The following is a 22490-nucleotide window of genomic DNA, read 5'->3' as shown; positions in this document are numbered from 1 at the left end:
ACCTCACGGCCCGCGCCCGCCTACCGGCGGGCCTGCCTGAACGCACGGATCTTATCCGCAAACCGGACACTTTCCCCCCATAGGAAGTTCACAAACGTGTAGATCATCCGGAACCTAACATCGAATCCAGGAAAGCCCAAGAGGAAGCAAAGACTCATTCGCCCGGCCGACCGAAAATACACCTGAAAAAATCGCAAATAAAATAGCCAACTTACCAAATGAGTTACATTCACCATGAAACGGTCAGCGTTGGCGCAGGTGGGGACATTCGAGAGCGCCTCAAGCGATGGTCATGAGCACTACAATTTCGACAGCTTTCCTCGCTTGCACACAGGCAATGGCGGGCGTCTTTCTGCTACCGCGTGGGTTGCGGTGCACACTCGCGTCTGTGAAGATCCTGTAGGGGGGTGTAATGAAATTCGAAAATGGGAAAAGGGAGAGCTGCACTGCCGAGGCGGCGTGCGGACTGCGGATTTCTCATACGGCTGGGCCGGTGCCCCGCCTGCCGAGGTCCGCCTGCGTGCAAAGGGCGAGCGCCCGTAGCTGAGCGCTCTGTCAGTCCGCATAGGCCTCCAGAGCTCCTCACCGGTGCTCCACTGCGGTCCACTCCTCTGCCGTCTGCGCAGAGCCGTCCGGCAGCACCACTTGCCAGTGGCAGGCGACGGCGGCCCAGGTCACTCTCCCCAGCAACGGAACCCGCTCAGCCCTGCGGTGTGCTGTTTCACGCCCGCGGGAGCAGCGGATCGCCCTCCTCGCCAGCTTCGGGCGGATGCGAACCCGTACGACGTACTCACAGAAGGATCCGTGATGAGAACATCCAGACGCCGGCCGTGGCACAGTCGGCACCGCCGCAGAACGCTGACCGGTGCTGTCGCTCTCGCCCTGGGCTCCCTGGTGCTGCCGCTCGCCGTGTCGTCACCGGCGTCGGCCGCCACCGCGGGCACGTCTGCCCAAGCGCAGCCGGACGACCCGATGGCCGCAGCCTCCCGGAAGGCGGCGGAGAGCGGAGAGCGTGTCGAGGTGACGGCCAAGCGCACCGAGGACACCGAGGTCTACGCGAACCCGGACGGTAGTTTCACCGAGGACCAGCACGCTCTGCCCGAAAGGGTCCGCAAGGGGCACAGGCTGGTGCCCATCGACGCCACACTGCAACCCAACCCGGACGGAAGCCTGTCGACCAAGGCGACCACCGTCGATGTGACGTTCTCCGGCGGCGGCACCGGCCCGATGGCCACCGTCACACGTGACGGACGCAGTATCTCTCTGAACTGGCCGAGTGCTCTGCCGAAGCCGGTCGTAGCGACGGACAGCGTGACCTACCCCGACGTGCTGCCCGACGTCGACCTGAAACTTCAGGCCGGAGCCAGCGGCTTCGCCCAGCTCCTCGTGGTGAAAACGCCCCAGGCTGCGGCGAATCCGCAGTTGAAGGACCTCCAGTACGGCATGTCGGCCGAGGGCGTCGACGTGAACGCCGACACGAACGGCAACCTCACGGCGGTGAACCCCGCGGGCCAGGAGGTCTTCACCAGCCCGACTCCCCGCATGTGGGACAGCAGCACCACCGCCCCACCCCAGGGCATGTCCCGCAAGGCCGTGCAGGGCACGGAAAGTAACGGCGAAGAACCCGGCGTACCGACCGGTGAGTTCGAGCCGGGATACGGTGCCAAGCAGGCCGCGATGGACGTGAAGGTGACCGACACACACCTGTCGATCACTCCGGACCAAGACCTTCTGACGGCCCCTGACACCCACTACCCGGTCTACATCGACCCCTATGTGTCCGGTGCCCGCGAGGCATGGACGATCGCCTACAAGAAGTACCCCAACTCCTCCTTCTACAACGGCGTCGGCTGGGGAGGCTCCGGCTCCTCCACGACCACCGCACGCGTGGGTTACGAGAACGAGACGAACGGTCTGGCGGAGTCCTACTTCCGCATGGACTCCAACAAGCTGTGGAACACCAACAAGCAGATCACCAAGTCCACGTTCCGAATCAAGAACACGTGGTCCTGGTCCTGCAGCGACCGCACCGTCGAGGTCGGCCTCACCGGCTCCATCAGCCCATCCACCACATGGAACAACCGCCCCAGCTGGGCCCGGACCCTCTCCTCCTCCACCAAGTCCCTGGGCTGGGGTAGCGCATGCCCGGCCGGCAACCTCGCCTACGACGTGACCTCAGCGGCCAAGGACGCCGCAGCCAAGAAGTGGCCCAACATCACGCTGGGCATGCGCGCCGCCAATGAGAGCGACGTCTACGCGTGGAAGAAGTTCGACGCCCACAGCGCGGTCCTCTCCACGGACTACAACACCGTGCCCAGCCCGCCCACCGGTCTGTACACGTCCCCGGACACCGGCAAGAACTGCGGGACCACCACCCCCTACACAGTGATCGGCAATACCGACATCACCCTGGGCGGCAAGTTCACCGACTCCGACGGCGGGACCATCAAGGCGCACTTCATCCTGTGGCCCACCGGACACGGCGGGGCGAGCAACGAGGTCAACAGCACCGTCTCCACGACTTCCGGGACCGTCAGCAAACTCGTCGTCTCCAAGGCAAAGCTGGCCGCCCTGCTCAAGGACGCCGGTGTCACCGGGACCGGCACGTTCACCTGGTACGCCCGCGCCGAGGACGCCACCGCAAGCAGCGACTTCAGCGCCCAGTGCCACTTCCAGTTCGACGGCACCCGCCCCAGCCACCCGCCGACCGTCACCTCCGCCCAGTTCCCCGACGGCACCGACGGCTGGCCCGAGAACACCAGCCCTGTCCGCACCGAAGGCACCTTCACCCTGGGCAACGGCGGCGTCAGCGACGTCGCCAAGTACGAGTACTGGACCGACTGGGACCCCACCGTCCGCACCGCGACCCCCGCGAGCGCCGGCGGGTCCAAGGACATCAAATTCACCCCGGTGTCGGCCGGAGCCCACTTCCTCTACGCCCGCAGCGTCGACCGCGGCAACAACACCTCCGACCGCACCGCATACCTCTTCTACGTCAAAAGCCTCAACGTCACGGACAAACCGGGCGACCTCAACGGCGACGGCAACAGCGACCTGTACGGCGTGCGCACCGACGGAACGCTCCGACAGTACTCCGGTTCCGGCAACGGCTCCCTGAGCGTCTACTCCACCGCCAGCACCACCAACTTCAAAGACGCCTCTATCACCCACCGCGGCGACTGGACCGGCGACGGCTACGAAGACCTCATCGCCCTCAACGGCACCGCCGGCAGCAAAACACTCCAGCTGTACCCCAACAACGGATACGGCTACGCCTGCACCACCCCGGGCGAAGAGGCTGACAGCGGCGCCTGCACCACCGGTCGCCAGCAACTGACCGTCTACGACCCCGCCGACAACCACTGGCAAAACGCCGACCAGATCCTCGCCATCGGCGACGTCGACGGCCCCCTGGACGTCGACGACGACGGCGTCACCGACATCCCCAGCTTCCCCGACCTGCTCGTCAAGGAAGGCAACCTTCTCTGGCTCTACTACGGCTCCATCAGCAACTCCCTCGACGAGACCAGCGAACCGGTCCTCGTGGGCAACGGCGGATGGTCCGGCTACGACCTCATCGCCCCCGGAGACGTTGACCACGACGGAAACGCCGACATCCTGGCCCGCGAGAAGTCCACCGGCGCCCTGTACTTCTACCCCGGCACAGGACCCACCGGCGCAGGACTCGGCACCCGCGTCCAGATCGGCACCAGTTGGACTCCCACCAACCGGCCTCTGATCACCTCGGGCGGAGACGCCGACAACGACGGCAAACCCGACCTGTGGGCAACCAGCCCCGACACCGGCAAGGGCCTCTACTTCTACCCCGCCGTCACCGCAACCACCCACGGCACACCCACCGCGGTCGGCACCACCGGCTGGGACAGCTTCCAGACACTGAGCTGACCAACACCCGCCGCTGCTCCGGAGCCACACACCCGGGCCGCAGCGCCGTCAGGTCGACTGCCTCCTGGCGGCCGGGCTACGGCTCCTGGTCGTCGCGCTCGATGTCGGCCGCCTCGGGCTCGAGCAGCTGCTCGAGCATCGCCGCCTGCTGGTGCCGGGCGGCGTCGTACGCCCGGCCGTGCGTGGCGACGGTGGAACTCAGCGCCGGCGAGGACGGCCCGTTCGTACTACAGCGGCACACGGGGGTACCTCCCACTCCCCCGGCCCCGGAGGCCGGGGCGCGGCCGGTGTGCTCGGATCGGCCGGTTACACAGCTTTCTGGCGGCGAACAGACAGAAGGGCCCGGCCTGCCGGCTGGGCCCTTCGTCGTACCGACGCTGGGCTGCCGGGGCAGGACCGACGGCGAGACAGCATGACCGCGAGCAATGCCCACACCCACAGTGGAACCCGGGCGAGGAACGGCACCTGTCAGTAGTGCTGCCCTCGGTAGACGCCGTCGGTGCCGGCGCCGCGGCTCCAGTCGCCGAAGCTCGTGTTCCCCAGCTCCAGGTTGACAACGAAGGAGCCCGCTGCGGCGAGGGTGATCCTGAACGGGGCGTCGTCCTCGTCTGGCAGGTTGTTCACCGCCAGCAGCGCAAACTCCGCCGAAGCCAGGGCCTGCTCGTCGGCGATGAGGAGGAAGGGGCTGGCGGGCCAGCCCTCGTCATCACGGCCGACCCGGTCCTGCAGCCGACCGGCTGTGAAGCCCGTGTAGAGGGGGTTGTCGATGACGGTGAGCGACTCGTAGTGCTCCGAACCGCCTTCGAGGGCCTGGAGCAGGCGTGCCCACGCACCCGGCTGGTCGTAGGAGGTGCGGATCAGGAGTGGGCCGGCGGTCTCCTCGATCGTGGGGGCGGCCGGGTGGGGTTCGGTGCCGGTGCGGGCGCCGGGGATGACCTGGATATGGAAGCGGGGCTTTTTGCCGTCCGTGGAGCGGTCGGCGGCGTGGACGCGGACCAGATACGGGCCGGGTCCGGCGGTGGCGAGGTTCTCCTTGCGCACGGGTGTGTATCCGCTGTCGCACAGGGCGAGGAAGCCGGTCGTGGAGATCACGGTGGTCTCTTCGACCTCGTCCCAGCCGTCCTCGGCTCCGGGGTCTTCTCCGGCGTAGAGGGTGACGACGGGGTTCTCCAGGGTGCTGCCGGCGTCGATGTGCAGCCAGTCCTTCCCCGCGGTCAGGAGTCCTCGGCCGTGCGGCTTGGGGCCGCCGGTGTCGGGGTCCATGACGGTGAGGTCGCCCCACTCCTTCATTTTCAAGGGGCGGGTGCGGCCCTGGAGGAGGGGCCAGGTCGGGCGTGGCATGGAGATCCCCCGTCGTGTGTGTGGTGCCTGCCGGTCGGGTGGTGCCTGGGGTCAGTGTGGCAGGCACGGGCCGGCGGGTGGTGTTACTTGATGTGGACGTAGTAGGCGTCGCCGTTCAGGACGCGCTGGCTCTTGTAGAAGCCGCCGAGGCGTGCGCCGGCGCTGCGGTTGTCGCCGGCGGAGATGATGCGGGTGCTGCCGCGGCGGGGGTTGCCGCCTTCCTTGCTGGCGGCGAAGGGGTACTCGTCGCAGTCGTACTTGGTGGGGTTGGGGTTGTGGACCTTGGCGCACATCGCCTTGCGGTGGGCCGCGATGGTCTTCGCGTCGGTGATGCGGTGCAGCGGAGTGGACGCGCCCGGGTGCCCGGCGATCTTGCGCTGGGCGTCGTAGATGTGGTTCGCGGACTGCTTCACCTGCGCGTCGGTGCGGGAGAGGGTGAAGGTCGGGGCGAAGGACGGGAAGACGCAACCGGGATTCTTGGTGCGCTTGGTCGGGCCCCAGAACGTGTCGTCGCACCGGTACTTGGCGGAGTTGTAGGTGAACCCGCCGGGCGTGTAGCCGGGCTTGGTGAACGAGAACCGGTACGAGGCCGGGCTCGTGAGCTGCTTCTTCTTCGCCACGCTCGCGGCGTAGCCGACCGTGCCCTTGTGGGCGGGGCCGAGGGCGGAGCCCTGGGGGAACTTGACCGCGGTCTTGACGCCCTTGCCGCCCCCGACCGAGACGCTCATGCGCACGCCTGCGGCGTTGACGAGGGTCGCCTTGCCGACGGTGAAGCTCTCACCCCACTTGAGCTTGCTGGTCTGCAAGGTCATGGAGTGCTTGATGTCGAACGTCGCGGAGCCGACCGGCTTGCCGTTCTGCAGCAGGTTGACCCGGGCGCCGATGTCCATACACATACTCGTGCGGGTGATCGTGATCGTGTTCAGGTGGCAGCTCGCCGCCGCCGCGGTGGAGACGAAGGCAGTCTTCACAGGCTTGGTCTGGGTGACCGTGATGCTGTACTTCGCGGGCGCCGCCTGCGCGCCGGTCGCACTGATACCGGCACCGGTCACAAGGAGCGCGGTGAGAGCTGTTCCGAGGGCCACTTTCCGTGGCGCGCTGGTCCGCATGAGCATGTCCCCTCGTTGATGGAAGAACGGCACCGGGTCAGGGCAGCCGTCCATGCGGCGGACACACTAAGCGCACCAACGCCCCCATGTTCACGCTTTGTTGGGGAAGTGTGCGTATTTGGACAGGCTGAGGCTCTGCCTCCGCATATGGCGGTAAAGGACCGCTTCGCGCACCAGTCCGAAGAGGACGGTCACTCGGGCCCGGCAGACACCACCGAGTGCATCCCCGGCGCACCCCGGCGCGCGCGGTCACGGCCTCACGCACGGCTCCGGCTCGACCCCCGCGGCACGCGCACCCCGAGCAGCGGAGCCGAAGGCCACACCACCGCACGGGCTCGCGGCGTGCGGAAAGGCGCCCGGCCATCGACTGGCCAGACTGCTCGCGGACGATCACCGTCCCGAGTGGAACGACGGCCTCCGCGAGCACTCCCCCGCGCGGCTACTGCGCCGAAGAACGAGACTCAACGGCCGGCTCGCCCAATCCCCCCGGATCAGATGATCCGGAAAATACGTCCGAAAGGGCCGTCTTGACGCTGCGGTGAAGTCCCCAGCCGACACCCCCACACACCGATTCCCGTCCCCCGCACACGAGCGGACCGGGCATCGCCGGCACTGTGCCAGACGAATCGAGCCGACGGTCACCTCCACCACCCTGATCGTCCCAGCCAGAGGTGACTTTCTTCAAGTCGCGGCCGACTCCTCAGACAGCAACCTGACGCTCGACGTGAACCGGGGACAGGCCGGGGACCCCGGTCGGGTGAATCACCAGCGCCCACAGAACTCCTGCCCGCCAGGAGCACGTCGTGTGACGCGTGGACGTGATCAACGAAGTACACGTGTCAGAACCCGGCCTCGTCGTCGTGGACGTGGCAGCCGCCGACGACCAGACAGCCTTCGCCTTCCAGAGCGCACTCGCATCGATGTGGGCCACCACCCTGGTCGAACGCACCACACGCGACCCCGGACAGCCCGGCGTACGACTGCGCTGCTACCTCGACATGCGCCAACAGCCATAACCCCCCGAGCACCAGGCCCGCATCTACCCGGGCCGCCGACCGGCGCTCTCCTGCTTCAGGAGACCGGGCGCCCCGCGCCGGAGCCCGCTCCTCGACCGCCGCCGCTGCCCGCCGCCCCCTCGGGCCGCGGGCAACCGGCAGGCCCCGCACTCCGCTCCCCCACGTCGGGGGGCGGGCCTTTTTTTTGGGGGGGAGGAGCGTGCAGGCCGGCCGGTGCGATTTACCCGCCCCAGGGGTGACAGGAGACCGGTTCCCGGGCGTGCCGCGCCCAGGCGCCGCTACGAAGATCACGGCCTGTCCGTGACCCTCAAAGGGGGAAGTTCCTCATGCGTCTTGCCCGCACCACAGCCCTGCTCGCCTCGCTCACCGGCCTCCTCCTGGCCGCGCCCGCCACCGCTGCCACCAGCCCCGGCACCACTGCGGTGCCGCACCACCAGGTGCGGGTGCCAGGACAGACGGTGACCCTGCCCGTCCGCGACGCCCTGGCCCAATTGCCCGTGCGCGAGGAGAACCGGACCGGGTATGAGCGCTCGAAGTTCAAGCACTGGATCGACGCCGACCACGACGGCTGCAACACCCGCGCCGAAGTCCTCAAAGCCGAAGCCGTCACCGCCCCCGAGCAGGGCCCGAACTGCCGCCTCACCGGAGGCGTCTGGTACTCCCCCTACGACGACCGCTACATCGAAGGGCCCAGCGGCCTGGACATCGACCACCTCGTCCCCCTCGCCGAAGCCTGGGACTCCGGCGCCAGCACCTGGACCCCAGCGGAGCGCGAGGCCTACGCCAACGACCTCGGAGACCCCCGCGACCTCATCGCCGTCTCCGCCGCCTCCAACCGGTCCAAAGCCGACCAGGACCCCTCCACCTGGCTCCCCCCGGCCGCCGGCTACCACTGCACCTACGCCACCGACTGGATCACCGACAAAACCCGCTGGAACCTGACCATCGACACCCCCGAACAGACCGCCCTGGCCGAGGCCCTCGAACAGTGCCCCGACACCCCGATCACCGTCACCCTCGCCCGGTAGAAACCCACCCTCCAGCCCGTGGCGGGCTGTGTACGGCACCTCTCCCAACGCGTCGAAGCAGCTACGCTGCCTGGGTTGTTGATCATGTGATGAGCGGGCAGGGGTTGGGACAGGTCATGGATCGTCAGCAGCTGTGGTGGGGTCGGGCAGTGGCGGCCGGTGTTCTCCTGGTCGCGGTGACCGGATGCTCGGAGACCAGCACCGGCAGCGGTGCATCGGCAGGTGCTGGGGACAGCAAACCGTCCGCGGCCGCCAGCCGCCCGGCCAGCGGGGGGCGGCAGGCTGAGAAATCGACACTGCCCGGACTGCCCACCACGACGGTCGCGCGGAAGGAACTGGCCGGGCTGAAGACGGCGGCGCCGGCGTCAATGCGGGGCTACTCGCGGGCGAAGTTCCCGCACTGGGCCGAGCAGGGCGAGCACTGCGACACCCGCGAGACCATCCTCGACCGCGACGGCACCCACGTGAAACGTGACGCCCAGTGCCGGGCCATATCCGGCAGCTGGGTCTCCGTCTACGACGGCAAGACCGCCACCACGGCCTCCCAGCTCGACATCGACCACACCGTCCCCCTCGCCAACGCCTGGCGCTCCGGTGCCGCCACCTGGACCCAAGAACAGCGCAAGGCTTTTGCGAACGATCTCACCCACCCGCAGCTGCTGGCCGTCTCGGCGTCCTCCAACCGGCAAAAGGGTGACCAGTCGCCGGATCAGTGGGCTCCGCCGTTGCGGTCGTACTGGTGCACCTACGCCCGCTCCTGGGTATCCGTGAAGTCCACCTACCGCCTGACCGTCACCACGGCGGAGCGGGCGAAACTCACCGAGATGCTGGACACCTGCTCATGACCCACGACAACCACAACAGCAGCGGGAGCGACGAGGCAGGCCCGGCTCCGGAGGTCGGGCGGCTGGTCGATGATGTGGCGGCGGGGCCGGGCGGCGCGATGACCGACGAGGTCGGCGTCATCACCGGCGACCTCACCCTCGCCACCACCCCCCAGGCCGACGGCCAGGCCCACATCGCGATCCAGTACGCGGAAGCCGACGAGTGGTACACCCTCACCGGCAGCCCCACCCCCATCCCACCCGACGGACTCCAGGCCCTCCACCAGGACGTCCTCGACCGCATCCGCCACGGCCACGGCGCCCAGGCCCCGCGCTGACCCAGCCGCTCAGACATCCGCTCGCCGGCTCCCCACGTACGGCCCCCGAGAGAGACCAGGCGAGATGTCGATTGCGGTGCCGGCGCGTGATCTGCCGCAGGGCGCGCTCGCGGGCTGGGCAGGGATGACGTGTGCCACGGCCAGACGGCCCACGACGGCCAGGTCAAGGTGAAACCGGCGGTCGGGCATTGACCGTTGACCAGTGGCTCGACCGATTGCCAGGTGATTGTGGCCAAGCCGACCCGCCACCCTCGTTAGGCTCAATCCCCATGATGACCAGCACCGGCGCATGCGAGCAGCGCTTCCTCGTTCTGCACGACTACGGCAGGGGTGGTTCGTGGTGGTGGGTTCGCGCGCGCTGCGCGTAGCAGATCCTCGAGACGTTCGCCTGGGTCGAGGTCGTCACCGACCCTGAGACGGTGGCACGGTACGAGGCGGTCGGCCTGGAGGAGGTCGGTATCGACGCTCCTGAGATGCCTTCCGGCCTGGACAGCCTGCGGGCCGAGCGGAACGCTCAGCGCGGACATGAGGGGTTCGGCGCGCTTGCCGACCGCGACGTCGTCTACCTGGGGCGCCCCTGGAAGGAGGAGGGCGACGATCCGGTCGTCTATCTGATGGAAATCGGGCCCGACAGGCGCCGCGTACGCTAGATCGAGCTTGCCCAGGACGGAACCGCCCTGCGCAGCGGTCCTGACGACTGGCCGTTCAACCCGCCGGTCGTGGACCTTTTCGATCCCGCGCTGGCCGGCCAGGAGATCAGCCAGCGGGAGTTCGAGAACCAGTGGGCGCGCGCACACCAGGTAGGCGTCGGCGTGTAGGCACGGCCCGGCCCATGCCAGTCGAATCCCTATGGCAAACCGTCAAGATCACCAACGGTCAAACCTGCTGACCGGTGACAGCCAACCTTGAGTGCCTGCCATTGAAGGTTGAGTGACTGTATTGCGTGCTAGGTCAAGCGCCGGTGCTTCGCCCTTCGGTCTGCGAGGGCAGGGCCGTGCCAGTCCAGGCACAGGACGGTGGCGTCGTCTCTCACGTGGCCGCGGCTGGCGTCGGTGACTGCGGTGACCATGGCGCGTACGGCCTCGCGGGGATGCTCGGTTGCGGTGTCACGGACAAGGCGCGGTAGGTCGACGGCTTCTGCTTCGCGCTCCTGCATGCCGTCGGTGTAGAAGACGAGGCGGTCACCCGGGCGCAGGTCGATGTCCTGTACCTGGTAGGCGCCCTGTACGGGGACGCCGAAGGGGAGGTTGATGTGCAGCTTGATCTCATCAACGGTGCCGTCGCGCAGCCGCAGGGGCCACGGGTGGCCCGCGTTGACGAGCCGGGCGCTGCTCCCGTCCAGGGCGATGCGCATCAGTTGTCCCGTGGCGAAGGTCCGTCTGCCGTGGTCGATGAGGGCCTGGTGGGTCTGGCGGGCCTGTTCGGCGAGGCCGGTGCCGGCGCGGCGGGCGCCGCGGGAGGCGTTGACCAGCAGGGTGGCCATGAGGGAGGCGTCGACGTTGTGTCCCATGGCGTCGGTGATGGACAGGTGCAGAGTGTCGTGGTCGAGGCTGTAGTCGTAGGTGTCACCGGCGATGTCGGAGGCCGGTACCAGGGCGCCGGCGAGGGTGAACTCGGGAGCCTCGCACGAGGGAGCCGACGGCAGGAGCTGACGCTGGATCTCCGCGGCGAGGGTGACCGTGGCGGTGCGGTTGCCCCAGTGGTAGAGGTCGGTGAAGCGCCTGTCGGTGACGATGATGTACGCCAGCGCGTGCGCAACCTCCTCGACCTGCTCCAGGACGTCCTGCGTGACGCGGGTGAGGTGCAGCTCCAGGACCCCGATGGCGTCGCCGCGGTTGGTGACCGGGGCGAGCACTCGCAGTCCCTGAGCGCCCTCCGGCACGCGCATCACTTTCTGGGTGCGCAGGACCTCGTCGTAGACACTGCCGGCCAGGGGAATCTGATCGGCGCCGTGCTCCTGTGGCGCCGCCGCCTCGTCATTGACCCGTAGCAGGCGCCGGCCGACGACGTCGACGAACAGGAACGACACGTACCGCGCGCCGAACCGCTCGCGCAGGTTGCGCGCGACGACATCGAGGGAGCGTACCGGCGCGGCATCCTCCGCTGCTGCCAGTACCTCGGCCAGCCCGACCCGATCACGCTCCACTGCAGCCTCCTTAAGTTACGGACCCTCCTTCCCGCCCACGCCCTGGTCATCACAGTCACAGCAGTCGCCTCTGCCTGAGCCACTCAGACTTTGACGGCACTGATCAACTTTGCTGGCACAAGGCACCTGCCCTGCGCACCGCAGACCCTCACCCGCTCTCTAAAATCGAATATGTGAACGATTCGCTCTCCGACCTGCCGCCCGACCTGCCGCGCCTGCGCACTCTGGAGACGTGGCTCGTCCTGACCCTGGACCGTGTCCGGACACAGATCGCAGCGACGGAACGGCGTGAGCAGGAGCGGCAGCGCGGTGAGCGGGCGCGGCCGCCGGTGCCGGACTGGATCCTTGAGGGCAGTCTCAACCGGGACAGTCCGCCGCTCGCCGTGCATGTCGGCGGCTGTCACATGGCGGGCAAGCGGCGAAAGCCGGTATCGCGGGACGCTGCGCTCCGGGCCCTGGCCGAGGGCGTGGAGGCGTGCGGACACTGCCGCCCGGACAGCGCCCTGGGCTTCGTCGACGGCTAGGCGCTGCGCGGCCGGCGGGCGGGTTTCTTCGCCGTCTTCTTCGAGGTGGTCTGCTTCTTGGTGGCCTTCTTCGGGGTGGGCATCTGGTGGACGTCAGCCTCGCCCGTATCGCTGCGGGACGCCTTGGCGCGGGCCACGGACTCGTTCAGCGCCGCCATCAGGTCCAGGACCCGGCCCGGCTCGGCCTCCGGCACGGGTGCCTCGGCCGGTTCCCTGTGCTCGCGTTTCGCCTCGATGATCTGCTCCAGGGCTTGCGTGTACGTGTCCAGGAACTCCTCGCCCTCCAGGTCCTCGCGCGCCATGGTCTCCATCAGGGCCAGCGCGCCGTCGATCTCCTGCCCCGACACCTCCACGGCCGGCGGCGCCACGGCAGCCGGGTCCCGGATTTCATCGGGCCAGCGCATCAGCTGGAGCACCAGGACGTCGTCCTTGACCCGCAGGATGCCCAGGCGCTCGCGCCCGTGCCACGCCCACTTCGCCACCGCCACCCGCGACGAGCGGCCCAGGGCCTGCACGAGCAGCTTGTACGGCTTCGCTGCGACCTGCCCGGCCGGGGCGAGGTAGTAGCCCTCCCCCAAGCGCACCGGGTCGATCGTATCGAGCGGCACGAAGGCGTCGATCTCGACCGCTTTCGCGGTCGGCAAGGGCAGAGCGCCGAGTTCGGCGTCGCTGATCGGGACGATCTGGTCCTTGGACCACTCGTAGCCCTTGCCGATCTCTGACTGCGCGACCTCGCGGTCCTCCAGCTCACACACCTTGCGGTTGCGGACCCGGCCGCCGTCCTCCAGGTGGTACTGGTGGAAATGGACCGAGTGGTCCTCGGTCGCCGACTGGACATGGATGGGGACCGTGACCAGGCCGAACGAGATGGCGCCGGACCAGATGGTTCGAGGCATACAGGCAGCCCTCTCTCCTCAGCCCCGAGCACCTCCAGGCTACGAGCCCGCCCGCCCCACGGCACCCAGACACCTCTCCCTCGCGAAAGGGTCGCCAGCGTAAGCAGCTCACACGGCCGCCCGAGAAGGGCTGCGTACGGTGGTGAACGTGACGACGCCCTCTGACCCTGCTGCGCCCGGCCCCGTGCCGGTGCGGGTCGTGCTGCCTGCCGACCCGGTCCTGGGGCATCCCGAGCAGGCTCGCGCTCCTGGTCCTCGTCCAGCGCGGCAGCCGTCCTCGCGCGGGCCGCGTGGGCGCGGCCGAGGACATACCGCACGGTGAGGGCCGGACCGACGGGTGCGGCCTGCGCTTTCAGTGGGCTGGTGCGGTACGAACGCGCGGGCCCAGGAACCGGTGCAGGTAGTAGGCGAGGGTGCTGCCGCGTCCACCGGGCCGGGCGTCGGTGGCGTCTTTCCAGCACACAGCACTCGCCTCCTTGAAGAACTGCGGAGCGGAGTCGCGATCGCCGGCGGTAACTTCCACCAGCAGCCGTCGCGGTTCAGGGCTCTGGTGGGCGGGGGGCCGTTCGTCAGCAGTCTCTGCTGCCGCCCTGTTGGGCAGTTCCTCGGCACGCCCCGTCCCGTCAGTACGAGACCCGGGTCCGTGAACGGCGGGTGCGCCCGGAGTTGAGGGGGCCGCGGCGAGGATGACTTGGAGCTGTTCGGCGAAGTGCGTGCCCGGTGCCGGGATTTCGAGGTCGGGGTGGCGGTCGTAGCCGATGGTGACGGCGCGGGAGACGAACTGGATGACCGCGGTGGCGGTCTCAGTGTGCCGGCGAGGGCCTGCCGGGGTGAGGCGGCTGAGGATCCGCAGCAGGGTGGGCAGACTGGTGTCGGCGTTGACCACGTTGGAGGCGGGCGAGTCCTGGTCGTAGAAGGACGCGGTGCCTTCTCCCCGTGCGTAGGCGCTGATCTGGGTCTGCCACAGTGCAGCGGCATGGGCGTCGCCGCGGGCGAGGTGGTGCAGGTAGAGGCAGTAGGAGGCGGGCGCGTCATCCGCGCCGGCGGCGTACTGCCACCAGGACCGGGCGCCGTCGCCATCGCCCGCGATGTTCAGTACGCAGCCGAGGATCCACGCGGCGCGCGGCTGGGGGACCTGGTCGGTGAGGAAGTCGACGAGCTGTGCGGCGCTGCAGTGGGCGACGGCCGTCTCGCACAGGGCTGCGAGCTCTTTGGCTGCGTCTTCGTCGGCCGGGTCGGGGCTGGGATTCTTGCCGGCCTGGCCGATGTCGTCGGCTGGGTAGTAGGCCGAGTCGTCGTAGGGGACGACGTCAGCCGGGACGTAGGTGTCCAGCAGGCGGGACTGGGCGAGGAGATCGTCGATGGCGCTCATGGGGGCTGATCACTCCAGGGTGTCGGGGTGGGTGCCGGGGTGGAGACCGTGCAGCGCACCCCTGGCATGGCGTGCGAGGCTGTGCGTGATGGCCGGGGGAAGGCCGATGATGCCGGGCACGGCGTCCTCGTCGACGCCGCACAAAGAGCGCAGGACGGTGACGTCCATCTGGTCGTCGGGAAGGCGCGAGACGGCCTCGAAGAAGGCCACCATCCGGGCGGTCTGGGCCAAGCACTCGTCGGGGCCGGCGGCCTGGGCCACGGCGGTGGTCCGCAGGGCCGCGGCTCGCAGGTCGGGGTGGCCGTCATGGGTCTCGGCCCGCGCCATGACCTTGGCTCGCAACAGGTTCCATGCGTGTCGTGGTGTGTTGCTGCTGCTGGTCGCCTCGGGCCAGTTCAGCCACAGGATGTCGAAGGTCTCCGCGACGACCCGGCGGGCACGCGGTTCGGTCTGCAGGAACGCCTGGGCGTAGGCGGTGTAGGGGCGGCCCATGGCCTGTTTGAAGGCGAGGTGGGCGATCGGCGGGTCCTCCGGCCCCAGGGGCTGCACGGCGTGGATACCGTCCTCGATCCAGGTGTCCTTCTTCTCGGCCTCCCGGGCGGCTGCCGTCCACAGGCGCCGTAACGGCCAGGGAGGGATGTCCAGGACCTTGACCACGCTGTAGGTCATCGGCCATCCCGGGTAGTAGCCCTTGCCCCGCAGCAGTTCGGACAGCCTGGTCTTGGAGTAGCCGGAGCGGCTGACGAGATCGTCGAGGGTCAGCCCGCTGGCGGCGAGCCGTCGGCGGACCTGCTCCAGCCAGGTTCGGTGGGTCACTCCGACGGTGTCGCAGATGGGCTCGGGCGGGCGTCCTTTACGGCTGGGAGGCTCGCCGTCGGACTGGTCGGATATCTGGGGCATGTTCACCGCGACAGCTCCTCACTCCCGGCCGTCACGCCGCGCCGGGCATCGCCGCCGCCGTTGCACGCGGAGACGATCTGCTGGATGAGGAGTCCGAGGGCGGGCAGCAGCGCGGCCACAGCCGCCAGATGCCCGAGCACGGTCATCACCGTGCTCCACGCGAGGACCGTCGCCAGCACAGTCACGGTCATCACCTGCTTACTGTTCATGGCACCTTCCGTGCGCCGGAGGTAGGGGGTCTGGGGCGCTTCCCCGGCGGCGGTGCTGAAGCGCCGCCGGGGAAGCTGGACCACAGCATGGTGTGCCCACCTCGCATCACTCAACGTGATCATGAAGTTGCGGAACAATGGCCCCACGTCTCCGCCCCGTCGCAAGTGCCGCAACACGTCAATGTCGGCCTTCACCGGCCCCAAATGACGGGCCAGTGAACACTTTCGACGGTGAACCCGTCCTTCACAGTGCGGGACGAGCCGGAGAGCGCACTATGGAAGTGACGCCCCCCGGCGTCGCACCTTCCGGTCTGGGAGGCCGCGCGGGCCCCTTGTGCTGAAGAACCACCGAAGGGGACCCGCCCCGCTTCCGTCCAGCCACCCACGCGCTGGGCGGAAGCGGACCAACCGACCCCCGTCCAAGCGGCGCCGGCGTCGAGCTCACCCGGCGTTCAGCCCACGGTGCGGTGGCATCGTTCCGTCGAACACGCTCCTGCTTACGCGGCCTTCATCGATACTCGGGACTCCTCGTCGACCGTTCGGCAGTTCAAGACAGCCGCAGGCGAGGGGGATCCCCTGCTCGACGAGGCCGCGAGACCAGCGCTGCCTTCCCTGACGTGGTGACTTGTTGTCCGCGGACAACAAGCGACACGAGACCCCCTGTTGTTGCCCTGTCCACCATGACGGTTAGTAAGGTAGCGCCATGACCGCCCCGTATGATCCCGGAGACCGGGAAAAGGTAGTAGCAAAGCTGCCTGCCGAGCTACGCAAAGAACTCAAGATCCGTGCCGCTGAAGTCGACACCGATATCCAGGACGCCGTGACCCAAGGCGTCACTGCTTGGCGTAAGTCCAAGTCCGCAAGCCGGCCTGCCGTGGACACATCTGGAGGCACATCCTTCGCGACGTATCTGCCGACCGGCCTCTACGACAAGCTGAAGCAGGACTGCAAGGCCCGCGGCATCACCTACAACCAGGGCATCGCCCAGTCGATCCGCATGTGGCTGGACGAGCACCCTTCCCCACGCCCCAAGCCGCAGCGCGTCACCGGAGCTCGCCGCGTCATCTTCGGCAACCAGAAGGGAGGCGTCGGCAAGACCTCCGTATCGGCCGGCGTCGCCCAGGCTCTCGCCGAGTCCGGGCACCGTACGCTGCTGATCGACTTTGACCCCCAGGGGCACCTGACCAAGCAGCTCGGCCACCCGCTCATTGAGATCGACGCTCCCAGTCTCGCCAAGCACATGCTCGGCGAGGTCAAGGATGGCGAACTCGCAGACCTGCTGGTCCCGATAAAGGGCGGGGACTTCGAGGACCACCTCTGGCTGCTGCCCGCCTGCAAGGACGCCTTCCTCCTGGACGCCAAGCTGGCAACGAGCCGCTTCGTGCGAATCAAGGAGACAGCGCTTGAGAAGGCCCTAGAGCCACTGGAGCACGACTTCGACTTCATCGTCGTCGACTGCCCGCCCAGCCTCGGCTACAGCATGGACACCGCCATCTACTACTGCCGCACCCGCGACGGCGAAGAAGACGGCACCTCCGGCATCGTCATCCCCGTCCTCTCCGAAGACTCCTCAGCCGACGCCTACGACATGCTCGAAGAGCAGATCGAGGACCTGACCGAGGACATGGACGTGACCATCGGCCAGCTCGGCTTCGTCGTCAACATGTACGACAGCCGCAAAGGCTACGTGGCGACCTCCTCCCTCGAGGAATGGAAAAAGATCGGCGAGCCCCCAGTCCTGGCCATCGTCCCCGAACTGAAGGACCAGCGTGAAGCGGTGCGCCTGAAGGCACCCTTGCTCGCCCACGCCCCCTACTGCGAGCAGGCAGAAGCAATGCGGACCATCGCACGGAGGATCAGCGGATGAGCGTCGCCGACCGGCTGGGAACCGGCTCCTCGTTCAACAGCGCACGCCGCGGCCGCAGCGCCCGCGGCCGCGCCAAGGCCGTCACCCAGGGAGACGTACCCGCCTACGAACTGGTCCGGCTCCACCTGGACGAGGTCTCCCCCACCCCCCTCAACCCCCGACGCAACTTCGGCACCGACGAGGACAAAACCCGCTTCGGTGAAGAACTGCGCCAAGCCCAGCTGGCCGCGTGCGTCGCCGTGTCCCGCACCGCCTACCTGGCACTGTGGCCCGACCACGAGCAACAGATCGGCGAAGCCGCCCACGTACTCGTCAACGGCGAACGCCGCTTCCGCAGCGCCGTCCACGTCGGCCTGGAAGCCCTGGACTTCGTCATCCGCGACGATCTCGCCTCCAGCCGCGAGACGTTCATAAACCACCTGCTGAAGGAGAACCTCGAGCGGGAGGACTTCGACGTCATCGAACGAGCCCGCGGTGTCCAGGAACTGGTCGCCGTGTGCGCGGAAACCTCGGAGCGCGGCGCACGCACCCGCGCCGCCGAACAGCTCGGCAGGGACCGCTCCTGGGTGACCAACCAGCTGGTCCTGCTGGAGCTGCCCGAGGAGCTGCAGATCATGCTGAGCGCAGGGACGCTCGCTGAACGAGACGGCCGGATGCTGGCCCGGTACGCCAAGGACAATCCCGGGATCTCCCCGTCTGCCTTGCTTGATCACTTGCAGGCGTCAAAGGACGCCGCGGTACGGGCGAAGGCCGAGGAACGCAGCCGCCTTGAGGCCCTGCGCGCCCAGGACGATGGTGCTTTGTTGTCCGCGGACAACAACACCGAGACGCCCCAGGCCGCCGCGTCGGCCACTCCCCTGCGTGCGGAAGACGACCAGCGCTTGTTGTCCGCGGACAACAACAGCAGCACCCTGTCGGCGCAGGAGCAGGCCGACGCTGGTTTGTTGTCCGCGGACAACAAACCAGTGTCCGCTACAGCGAAGCCCCCGGCCCAACGTCAGCCCGCTCGCCCCAGGCCGCCCGCCACGGCCGAAGCTTCCACCGGCGCGCCGGACCAGGCTGCCGCGTCGGCAACGGACGGAAAGGCGCCCGGACCTCGTCAGCTTCCGTACGACAACGCCGCATTCGTCGCGAACCATTTGCATCGCAAGATGGACCTGTCTGTCTTCACCGAGTCTGCTCGGCTCATGCTCGACATCCTCCGTGAGCAGCATGCTGATGCCTACGGCATGCTGGTCCGTCAGCTCGTCACTCGGGAACAGGAGCAGTCGGCCTGAGCAGACTGCTGACTCAACGCCGAAAGCCCATAGGCTCGTGCTCCTGGCGCAGGGAGCACGAGCCTTCGCTGTCCCATCCAGTGGCCTTCGGATCAAGCACGAACAGGTCGATCACCGGGTGATCCCTCGTCTGGGCGACGGCTAGGGAGCGTATTCGGTTGTGATCAAGGGGCTGCTCGTGTGAGGTCCTTGATCCAGATCACGGAGGCCCGGAGGTGGAGTCCGGCGAGGTAGCTCACCGGGGTCTTGTCGTAGCGGGTGGCGATGCCTCGCCATGCTTTCATCCTGTTGATCGCCCGCTCGACGGTGTTCCGTTCCTTGTCGAGCCCGGTGTCGTGACTGGCGGGCCTACCGCCTCCACTGCCCTTCTTCTTCCGGTTGGCGGCCTGGTCCTTCTTTTCCGGGATGACTGCCTTGATACGGCGTTTGCGCAGGTAGGCGCGGTTGCCGCGAGACGAGTAAGCCTTGTCTCCGGCGACTGCGTCCGGCCGGGTGCGGGGGCGGCCGACGGGCCCGCGCACCCGCACCTTCTTCAGGACGGGGATGAACTGTGGGCTGTCGGCTGCCTGGCCCGCGGTCAGGATGAACGCCAGCGGGCGGCACTTGCGGTCGGCGGCGAGGTGGACCTTGCTGGTCTGTCCGCCCCTGGAGCGTCCGAGGAGGGCGGCCTTCAGCCGGAGTCTGTGCCGACGCCGGACGCGTCGTCGTTCTTCCCGCGCGGGACCGCTTTCGGTCTCCTGCCCTGTTTGTTCTTCGAGGCCGCCCCCTTTGACCTGGCCTTCTCCTCCTCGGCGGCCGCTTTCTCCAGGGCAGTGACAACGTCCTCACCGAGGTGCATCCCGGCCGCGTCGTGGTGGGCACGGGTGGTGGTGGAGTCGATGCTGACCAAGGACAGGTCCACCTCACCGCGCTTCGCGGCTTCCGCGATCAGGCCCTCCAGCAGCGCCTCGAAGACCCCGGCGTCACGCCACTGCCGGAAGCGGTTGTGGACGGTCGACCATGCACCGAATTCTGTCGGCATCTCCCGCCACTGGCCGCCCGTCTTGAACCGCCAGATCACGCCCTCGAACTGCTGCCGCAGCCGCTCGGGGTACGGGCCGTACTCGCCAATCGGCAGGTACGGCTCGATGAACTCCCACTCCGGGTCAGTCAGTTGCACTCGTGTCACGTACGACGGTCTACCGGACCAGACCATGCCACGAAGGCACATCCCGCAGATTGATCACGACTCGATACGTGCCCTAACTCGCTCAGCAGGTCAAGTTGGTGAGGAGAGACCCGGTTGCCGACCACGAAGTGAGGTCGATAGCGAAGCCGCTGTACGCATCGGGACCTTCGGTGCGAACCAGTCGGCCGACCAGGTAGACGACGTCGCCGGTGCGGAACACTCTGCTGTACGCGCAGAGGTAGCTGCGGAGATCGGTGATGAAGCGGGGGCGTAGGCGACGCCTCGTCAGCGTGGACTTCCTGCGTTCCTGTGGGAGCGAGGAAAGGGCTGGCGCGACCGCCAGGGCGAGCCCGCCTCCGCATCAACTGCACGCTCATCAATCATGTCGGGAGGTTGCTCAGACCCCCTGTCACTATCAGCGGCGACTGCACACAATTGAGGGGCGGTCCGGGAAAGAGAACACGGGTCGGAACCCGGCCCACTGCAGTCACCCAAACCGACCCTGAACTGGGAAAACGTCAAAGTGCTGCTGGAGTACTAGGGGCAACGCCGTTCAGTTAAGGGCGGAGGCTGTTCGTCAAGGCCGGTGAACGAGGCAGCGGAGCTGCTGTAGAAGAGGTTTGTCCTCCAAGAAATCCTCACCACCGGAGCTCCGCTGTTGGAACAGGCTGCCATAACCAGGACGGTCGGGGTAGCGGCCGGGGTGTTCGCGCCGGGGCATATCGGTGAGCTGACCCGGATCATCCCGTTCGAGATGGTCGACGAGGTGCTGGCGGCGACCGGAACGGTCCAGCGCAGGATCCGTCTGCTGCCGGCGCGGGTCACGGTCTACCTGCTGCTGGCCGGAGCGCTCTTCAGCGGGCTGGGCTACCGGCAGGTCTTCGACCGGTTGCGTGCCGGGCTGTCGGGCCTGGCAACGGTTCGGCCCAGCGGCAGCGCTCTTCGCCAAGCGCGGCAGCGGCTGGGCCCGGCACCGATGAAGGCACTGTTTGACCTGGTGAGGGGACCCGCGGCCACGACCGCTGCCGCCGGGCGGTGGCGGGGTCTGAGAATCGTCGCGGTCGACGGCACCCTGCTGCCGGTCCCGGACTGTCCCGCCAGCCTTGCGATGTTCGCCCGCCAGCGGCTCGGCAACGGGACCTCGGGCTATCCGCAACTGCGTCTGGCCGCGCTGGTGGCCTGCGGGACACGCTCGGTGACCGGGGCCGTATTCGGTTCAGCCGCGACCGGCGAGCTGGAGTACGCCCGCCGGCTGGCAACGGCCCAGACCGCCCTAACTGAACGGCGTTGGTACTAGGGGACGACGATCGGATTCGCTTGCAGGTGGCAATCCGATCCGATCACTGCGCGTCCCATTTGCTCAAGGACACTGACCGAGTTGAGACAGTACTGCTGGGTCGAAGACTGGCCGCCCATACGGAGGATAACCGGACCCGAGCCGCGGTACTCGTGAGTGCCATCAACCAGGTTGGTGGGCTGGGGTGTGCTGCAGCCCGCGCCGATCACAGTGGGAACGCCGGGGAGTCCTAGCTTCCTCGCTTCCTCCTTGACCTGTTCGACGGGGTAGCCGAGCGGGGGGCTGGGGAGGTCAACCAAGCTCAGCCCCTGTACCGGACCAGGCAGATTGCAGCCCAATGCAGGCGTGTCCCCGGGCGGAGTGGTGTCTCCGGGATCTGCCGCGGCGGGTGCGGCTAATGAGACAGCCGTGGCCAAGGCGAGCGAGACGACAGCGAGTGTCTTCTTCATGTGCTCGATGCTTACATGTGCCCGACGGGTAGGTGTGGCCTTCAAAGCTTAGGCACGGAATCTCCGCACTTGTCCGTGCCGTGTCGGAGTCCCGACTCGGCATGCTTCCCCGCAGGCACCTGCGCGGGTTGGCCTGGCTGCACGAGCGGCGCCTGCTGCACCGGGTCGGCGTCGGGCAGGCCCAGGTACTCGCGCACCACGCTGTTGCCGTCTGCCGCATCCGCGAGGCGGGCGGCCTGGCCGAAAGCCCGGGCCTGGGGCTGCTCAATCTCCTCGGCGAGCTCCTCGACGGGGTATCCGGCTTCCTGCAGCATGCGGACTGCGGTCTCCAGGGAGAACCCCCCGGTCTCGGCCGGGGCAGTCGGCGCGCCGGATGTGCCTGAGCTGCCGCGTGGCCTGGCCGGCGGTGCGCAGCAGCTCAGGCACGGGTCAGGCGGCGAAGCCGACGTTGGTGACGTATTCGTACTGGCCCCACTGGGAGCCGAGGTCGACGATGTGGTCCACCCAGGCATCGTCCAGGGCCTGGTCGTCGTTGTCGGCTCAGGCCTGCACGATCTGGTCCCAGTTCCGCACGTTCATCGTGCGGTGTTCGACGACGCGCTGGCGGGGCCGGTCGACCTGGGACTGGTTGATGGGGTGGATCTCCACGCGGGTGCCGCGGCCGTCCCGGTTGAGGCGGGCCAGGTTACCGACGGTTGCGGTTCAGTTCGCGGATGCCCGTCACCCGCCGGTGACGTCGTCACCGAGGAGTCGCTGGCACACCTGCCACAGCATCCCTGCGCGAGACGCCTTGACCAGAAGCTTGTCGCCGGGGCGCAGGAGC

At 68.0% G+C, this 22490-nt stretch carries 19 protein-coding genes and 2 pseudogenes; 10 read left to right on the top strand and 11 right to left on the bottom strand.

Features of this window, described 5'->3' with window-relative positions; translation table 11 throughout:
* Positions 1–807: 807 nt before the first annotated feature.
* Entirely contained in the window at positions 808–3906 is a 3099-nt protein-coding gene (locus AC6I72_RS39110) for an FG-GAP-like repeat-containing protein (RefSeq protein ID WP_498006822.1), read from the top strand.
* Positions 3907–3982: 76 nt separating this feature from the next.
* Here AC6I72_RS39110 and AC6I72_RS39105 read toward each other — a convergent pair whose 3' ends face one another.
* The 3 genes from AC6I72_RS39105 to AC6I72_RS39095 all read right to left on the bottom strand — a co-directional run bounded on the left by AC6I72_RS39105 (position 3983) and on the right by AC6I72_RS39095 (position 6299).
* Positions 3983–4147 carry a hypothetical protein gene (locus AC6I72_RS39105; RefSeq protein ID WP_498006820.1) on the bottom strand — a complete coding sequence of 55 codons (165 nt, stop codon included), beginning with the start codon at positions 4145–4147 and terminating at the stop codon, positions 3983–3985.
* Between the two features lie 227 nt (positions 4148–4374).
* Entirely contained in the window at positions 4375–5247 is an 873-nt protein-coding gene (locus tag AC6I72_RS39100; RefSeq protein ID WP_498006818.1) for a DUF6924 domain-containing protein, read from the bottom strand.
* An 83-nt stretch (positions 5248–5330) separates the two neighbouring features.
* Positions 5331–6299 (bottom strand): NucA/NucB deoxyribonuclease domain-containing protein, encoded by a 969-nt coding sequence (locus AC6I72_RS39095; protein WP_498006816.1) that lies wholly within the window; start codon positions 6297–6299, stop codon positions 5331–5333.
* A gap of 869 nt (positions 6300–7168) precedes the next feature.
* Here AC6I72_RS39095 and AC6I72_RS39090 point away from each other — a divergent pair.
* From AC6I72_RS39090 to AC6I72_RS39070, 5 genes are all read left to right on the top strand, one after another.
* Positions 7169–7372 (top strand): DUF6207 family protein, encoded by a 204-nt coding sequence (locus AC6I72_RS39090; protein WP_498006814.1) that lies wholly within the window; start codon positions 7169–7171, stop codon positions 7370–7372.
* Positions 7373–7698: 326 nt separating this feature from the next.
* Positions 7699–8400 (top strand): HNH endonuclease family protein, encoded by a 702-nt coding sequence (locus AC6I72_RS39085; protein WP_498006812.1) that lies wholly within the window; start codon positions 7699–7701, stop codon positions 8398–8400.
* Between the two features lie 116 nt (positions 8401–8516).
* Positions 8517–9245 (top strand): HNH endonuclease family protein, encoded by a 729-nt coding sequence (locus AC6I72_RS39080; RefSeq protein WP_498006810.1) that lies wholly within the window; start codon positions 8517–8519, stop codon positions 9243–9245.
* Positions 9242–9562 (top strand): hypothetical protein, encoded by a 321-nt coding sequence (locus tag AC6I72_RS39075; RefSeq protein ID WP_498006809.1) that lies wholly within the window; start codon positions 9242–9244, stop codon positions 9560–9562. The genes AC6I72_RS39080 and AC6I72_RS39075 overlap by 4 nt, the downstream gene beginning before the upstream one ends.
* Positions 9563–9981: 419 nt before the next feature.
* Positions 9982–10212, top strand: a complete 231-nt coding sequence (locus AC6I72_RS39070; protein WP_498006808.1) for a hypothetical protein — start codon at positions 9982–9984, stop codon at positions 10210–10212.
* A 296-nt stretch (positions 10213–10508) separates the two neighbouring features.
* Here AC6I72_RS39070 and AC6I72_RS39065 read toward each other — a convergent pair whose 3' ends face one another.
* Complete coding sequence (locus tag AC6I72_RS39065; RefSeq protein WP_498006806.1) at positions 10509–11708, bottom strand: PP2C family protein-serine/threonine phosphatase; 1200 nt, start codon at positions 11706–11708, stop codon at positions 10509–10511.
* A 173-nt stretch (positions 11709–11881) separates the two neighbouring features.
* On the opposite strand from AC6I72_RS39065, the gene AC6I72_RS39060 reads away from it, so the two are divergent.
* The gene (locus AC6I72_RS39060) at positions 11882–12232 is read left to right on the top strand and encodes a DUF6233 domain-containing protein (protein ID WP_498006805.1); all 351 of its coding nucleotides are present in this window, start codon (positions 11882–11884) and stop codon (positions 12230–12232) included.
* Here the strand turns inward: AC6I72_RS39060 and ku are convergent.
* The 4 genes from ku to AC6I72_RS39040 form a co-directional block, all read right to left on the bottom strand.
* A complete protein-coding gene (ku, locus tag AC6I72_RS39055; protein ID WP_498006803.1) occupies positions 12229–13128 on the bottom strand; it encodes a non-homologous end joining protein Ku in 900 nt (299 codons plus the stop codon). The two genes, AC6I72_RS39060 and ku, sit on opposite strands and share 4 nt — an antisense overlap.
* A 352-nt stretch (positions 13129–13480) precedes the next feature.
* On the bottom strand, positions 13481–14500 hold the full coding sequence (locus tag AC6I72_RS39050; protein WP_498006802.1) for a hypothetical protein: 1020 nt from the start codon (positions 14498–14500) through the stop codon (positions 13481–13483).
* 9 nt (positions 14501–14509) lie between these two features.
* Positions 14510–15400, bottom strand: coding sequence for an XRE family transcriptional regulator (locus AC6I72_RS39045; protein ID WP_498006801.1), 891 nt, complete (start codon positions 15398–15400; stop codon positions 14510–14512).
* 2 nt (positions 15401–15402) lie between these two features.
* Entirely contained in the window at positions 15403–15609 is a 207-nt protein-coding gene (locus AC6I72_RS39040; protein ID WP_498006799.1) for a hypothetical protein, read from the bottom strand.
* A 703-nt stretch (positions 15610–16312) separates the two neighbouring features.
* Between AC6I72_RS39040 and AC6I72_RS39035 the strand changes: the two genes are divergently transcribed.
* Positions 16313–17476 carry a ParA family protein gene (locus tag AC6I72_RS39035; protein WP_498006797.1) on the top strand — a complete coding sequence of 388 codons (1164 nt, stop codon included), beginning with the start codon at positions 16313–16315 and terminating at the stop codon, positions 17474–17476.
* Positions 17473–18753 carry a ParB/RepB/Spo0J family partition protein gene (locus AC6I72_RS39030; RefSeq protein ID WP_498006796.1) on the top strand — a complete coding sequence of 427 codons (1281 nt, stop codon included), beginning with the start codon at positions 17473–17475 and terminating at the stop codon, positions 18751–18753. Before AC6I72_RS39035 ends, AC6I72_RS39030 begins: the two co-directional genes overlap by 4 nt.
* A gap of 164 nt (positions 18754–18917) precedes the next feature.
* Here AC6I72_RS39030 and AC6I72_RS39025 read toward each other — a convergent pair.
* Positions 18918–19921, bottom strand: a pseudogene (locus AC6I72_RS39025) (IS5 family transposase).
* Positions 19922–20579: 658 nt separating this feature from the next.
* On the opposite strand from AC6I72_RS39025, the gene AC6I72_RS39020 reads away from it, so the two are divergent.
* On the top strand, positions 20580–21218 hold the full coding sequence (locus tag AC6I72_RS39020; RefSeq protein WP_498006794.1) for a transposase domain-containing protein: 639 nt from the start codon (positions 20580–20582) through the stop codon (positions 21216–21218).
* Positions 21219–21708: 490 nt separating this feature from the next.
* Here AC6I72_RS39020 and AC6I72_RS39015 read toward each other — a convergent pair whose 3' ends face one another.
* Together AC6I72_RS39015 and AC6I72_RS39010 are read right to left on the bottom strand one after the other, a co-directional pair.
* Complete coding sequence (locus AC6I72_RS39015) at positions 21709–21981, bottom strand: hypothetical protein (protein ID WP_498006792.1); 273 nt, start codon at positions 21979–21981, stop codon at positions 21709–21711.
* A 115-nt stretch (positions 21982–22096) separates the two neighbouring features.
* Positions 22097–22351, bottom strand: a pseudogene (locus AC6I72_RS39010) (transcriptional regulator); the annotation flags it as partial.
* Positions 22352–22490 lie beyond the last annotated feature (139 nt).

The organism is Streptomyces sp. Xyl84 (assembly GCF_059731885.1).
Note: the sequence above shows the minus strand (reverse complement) of the source record. Positions and strands in the feature narration are given on the sequence as shown.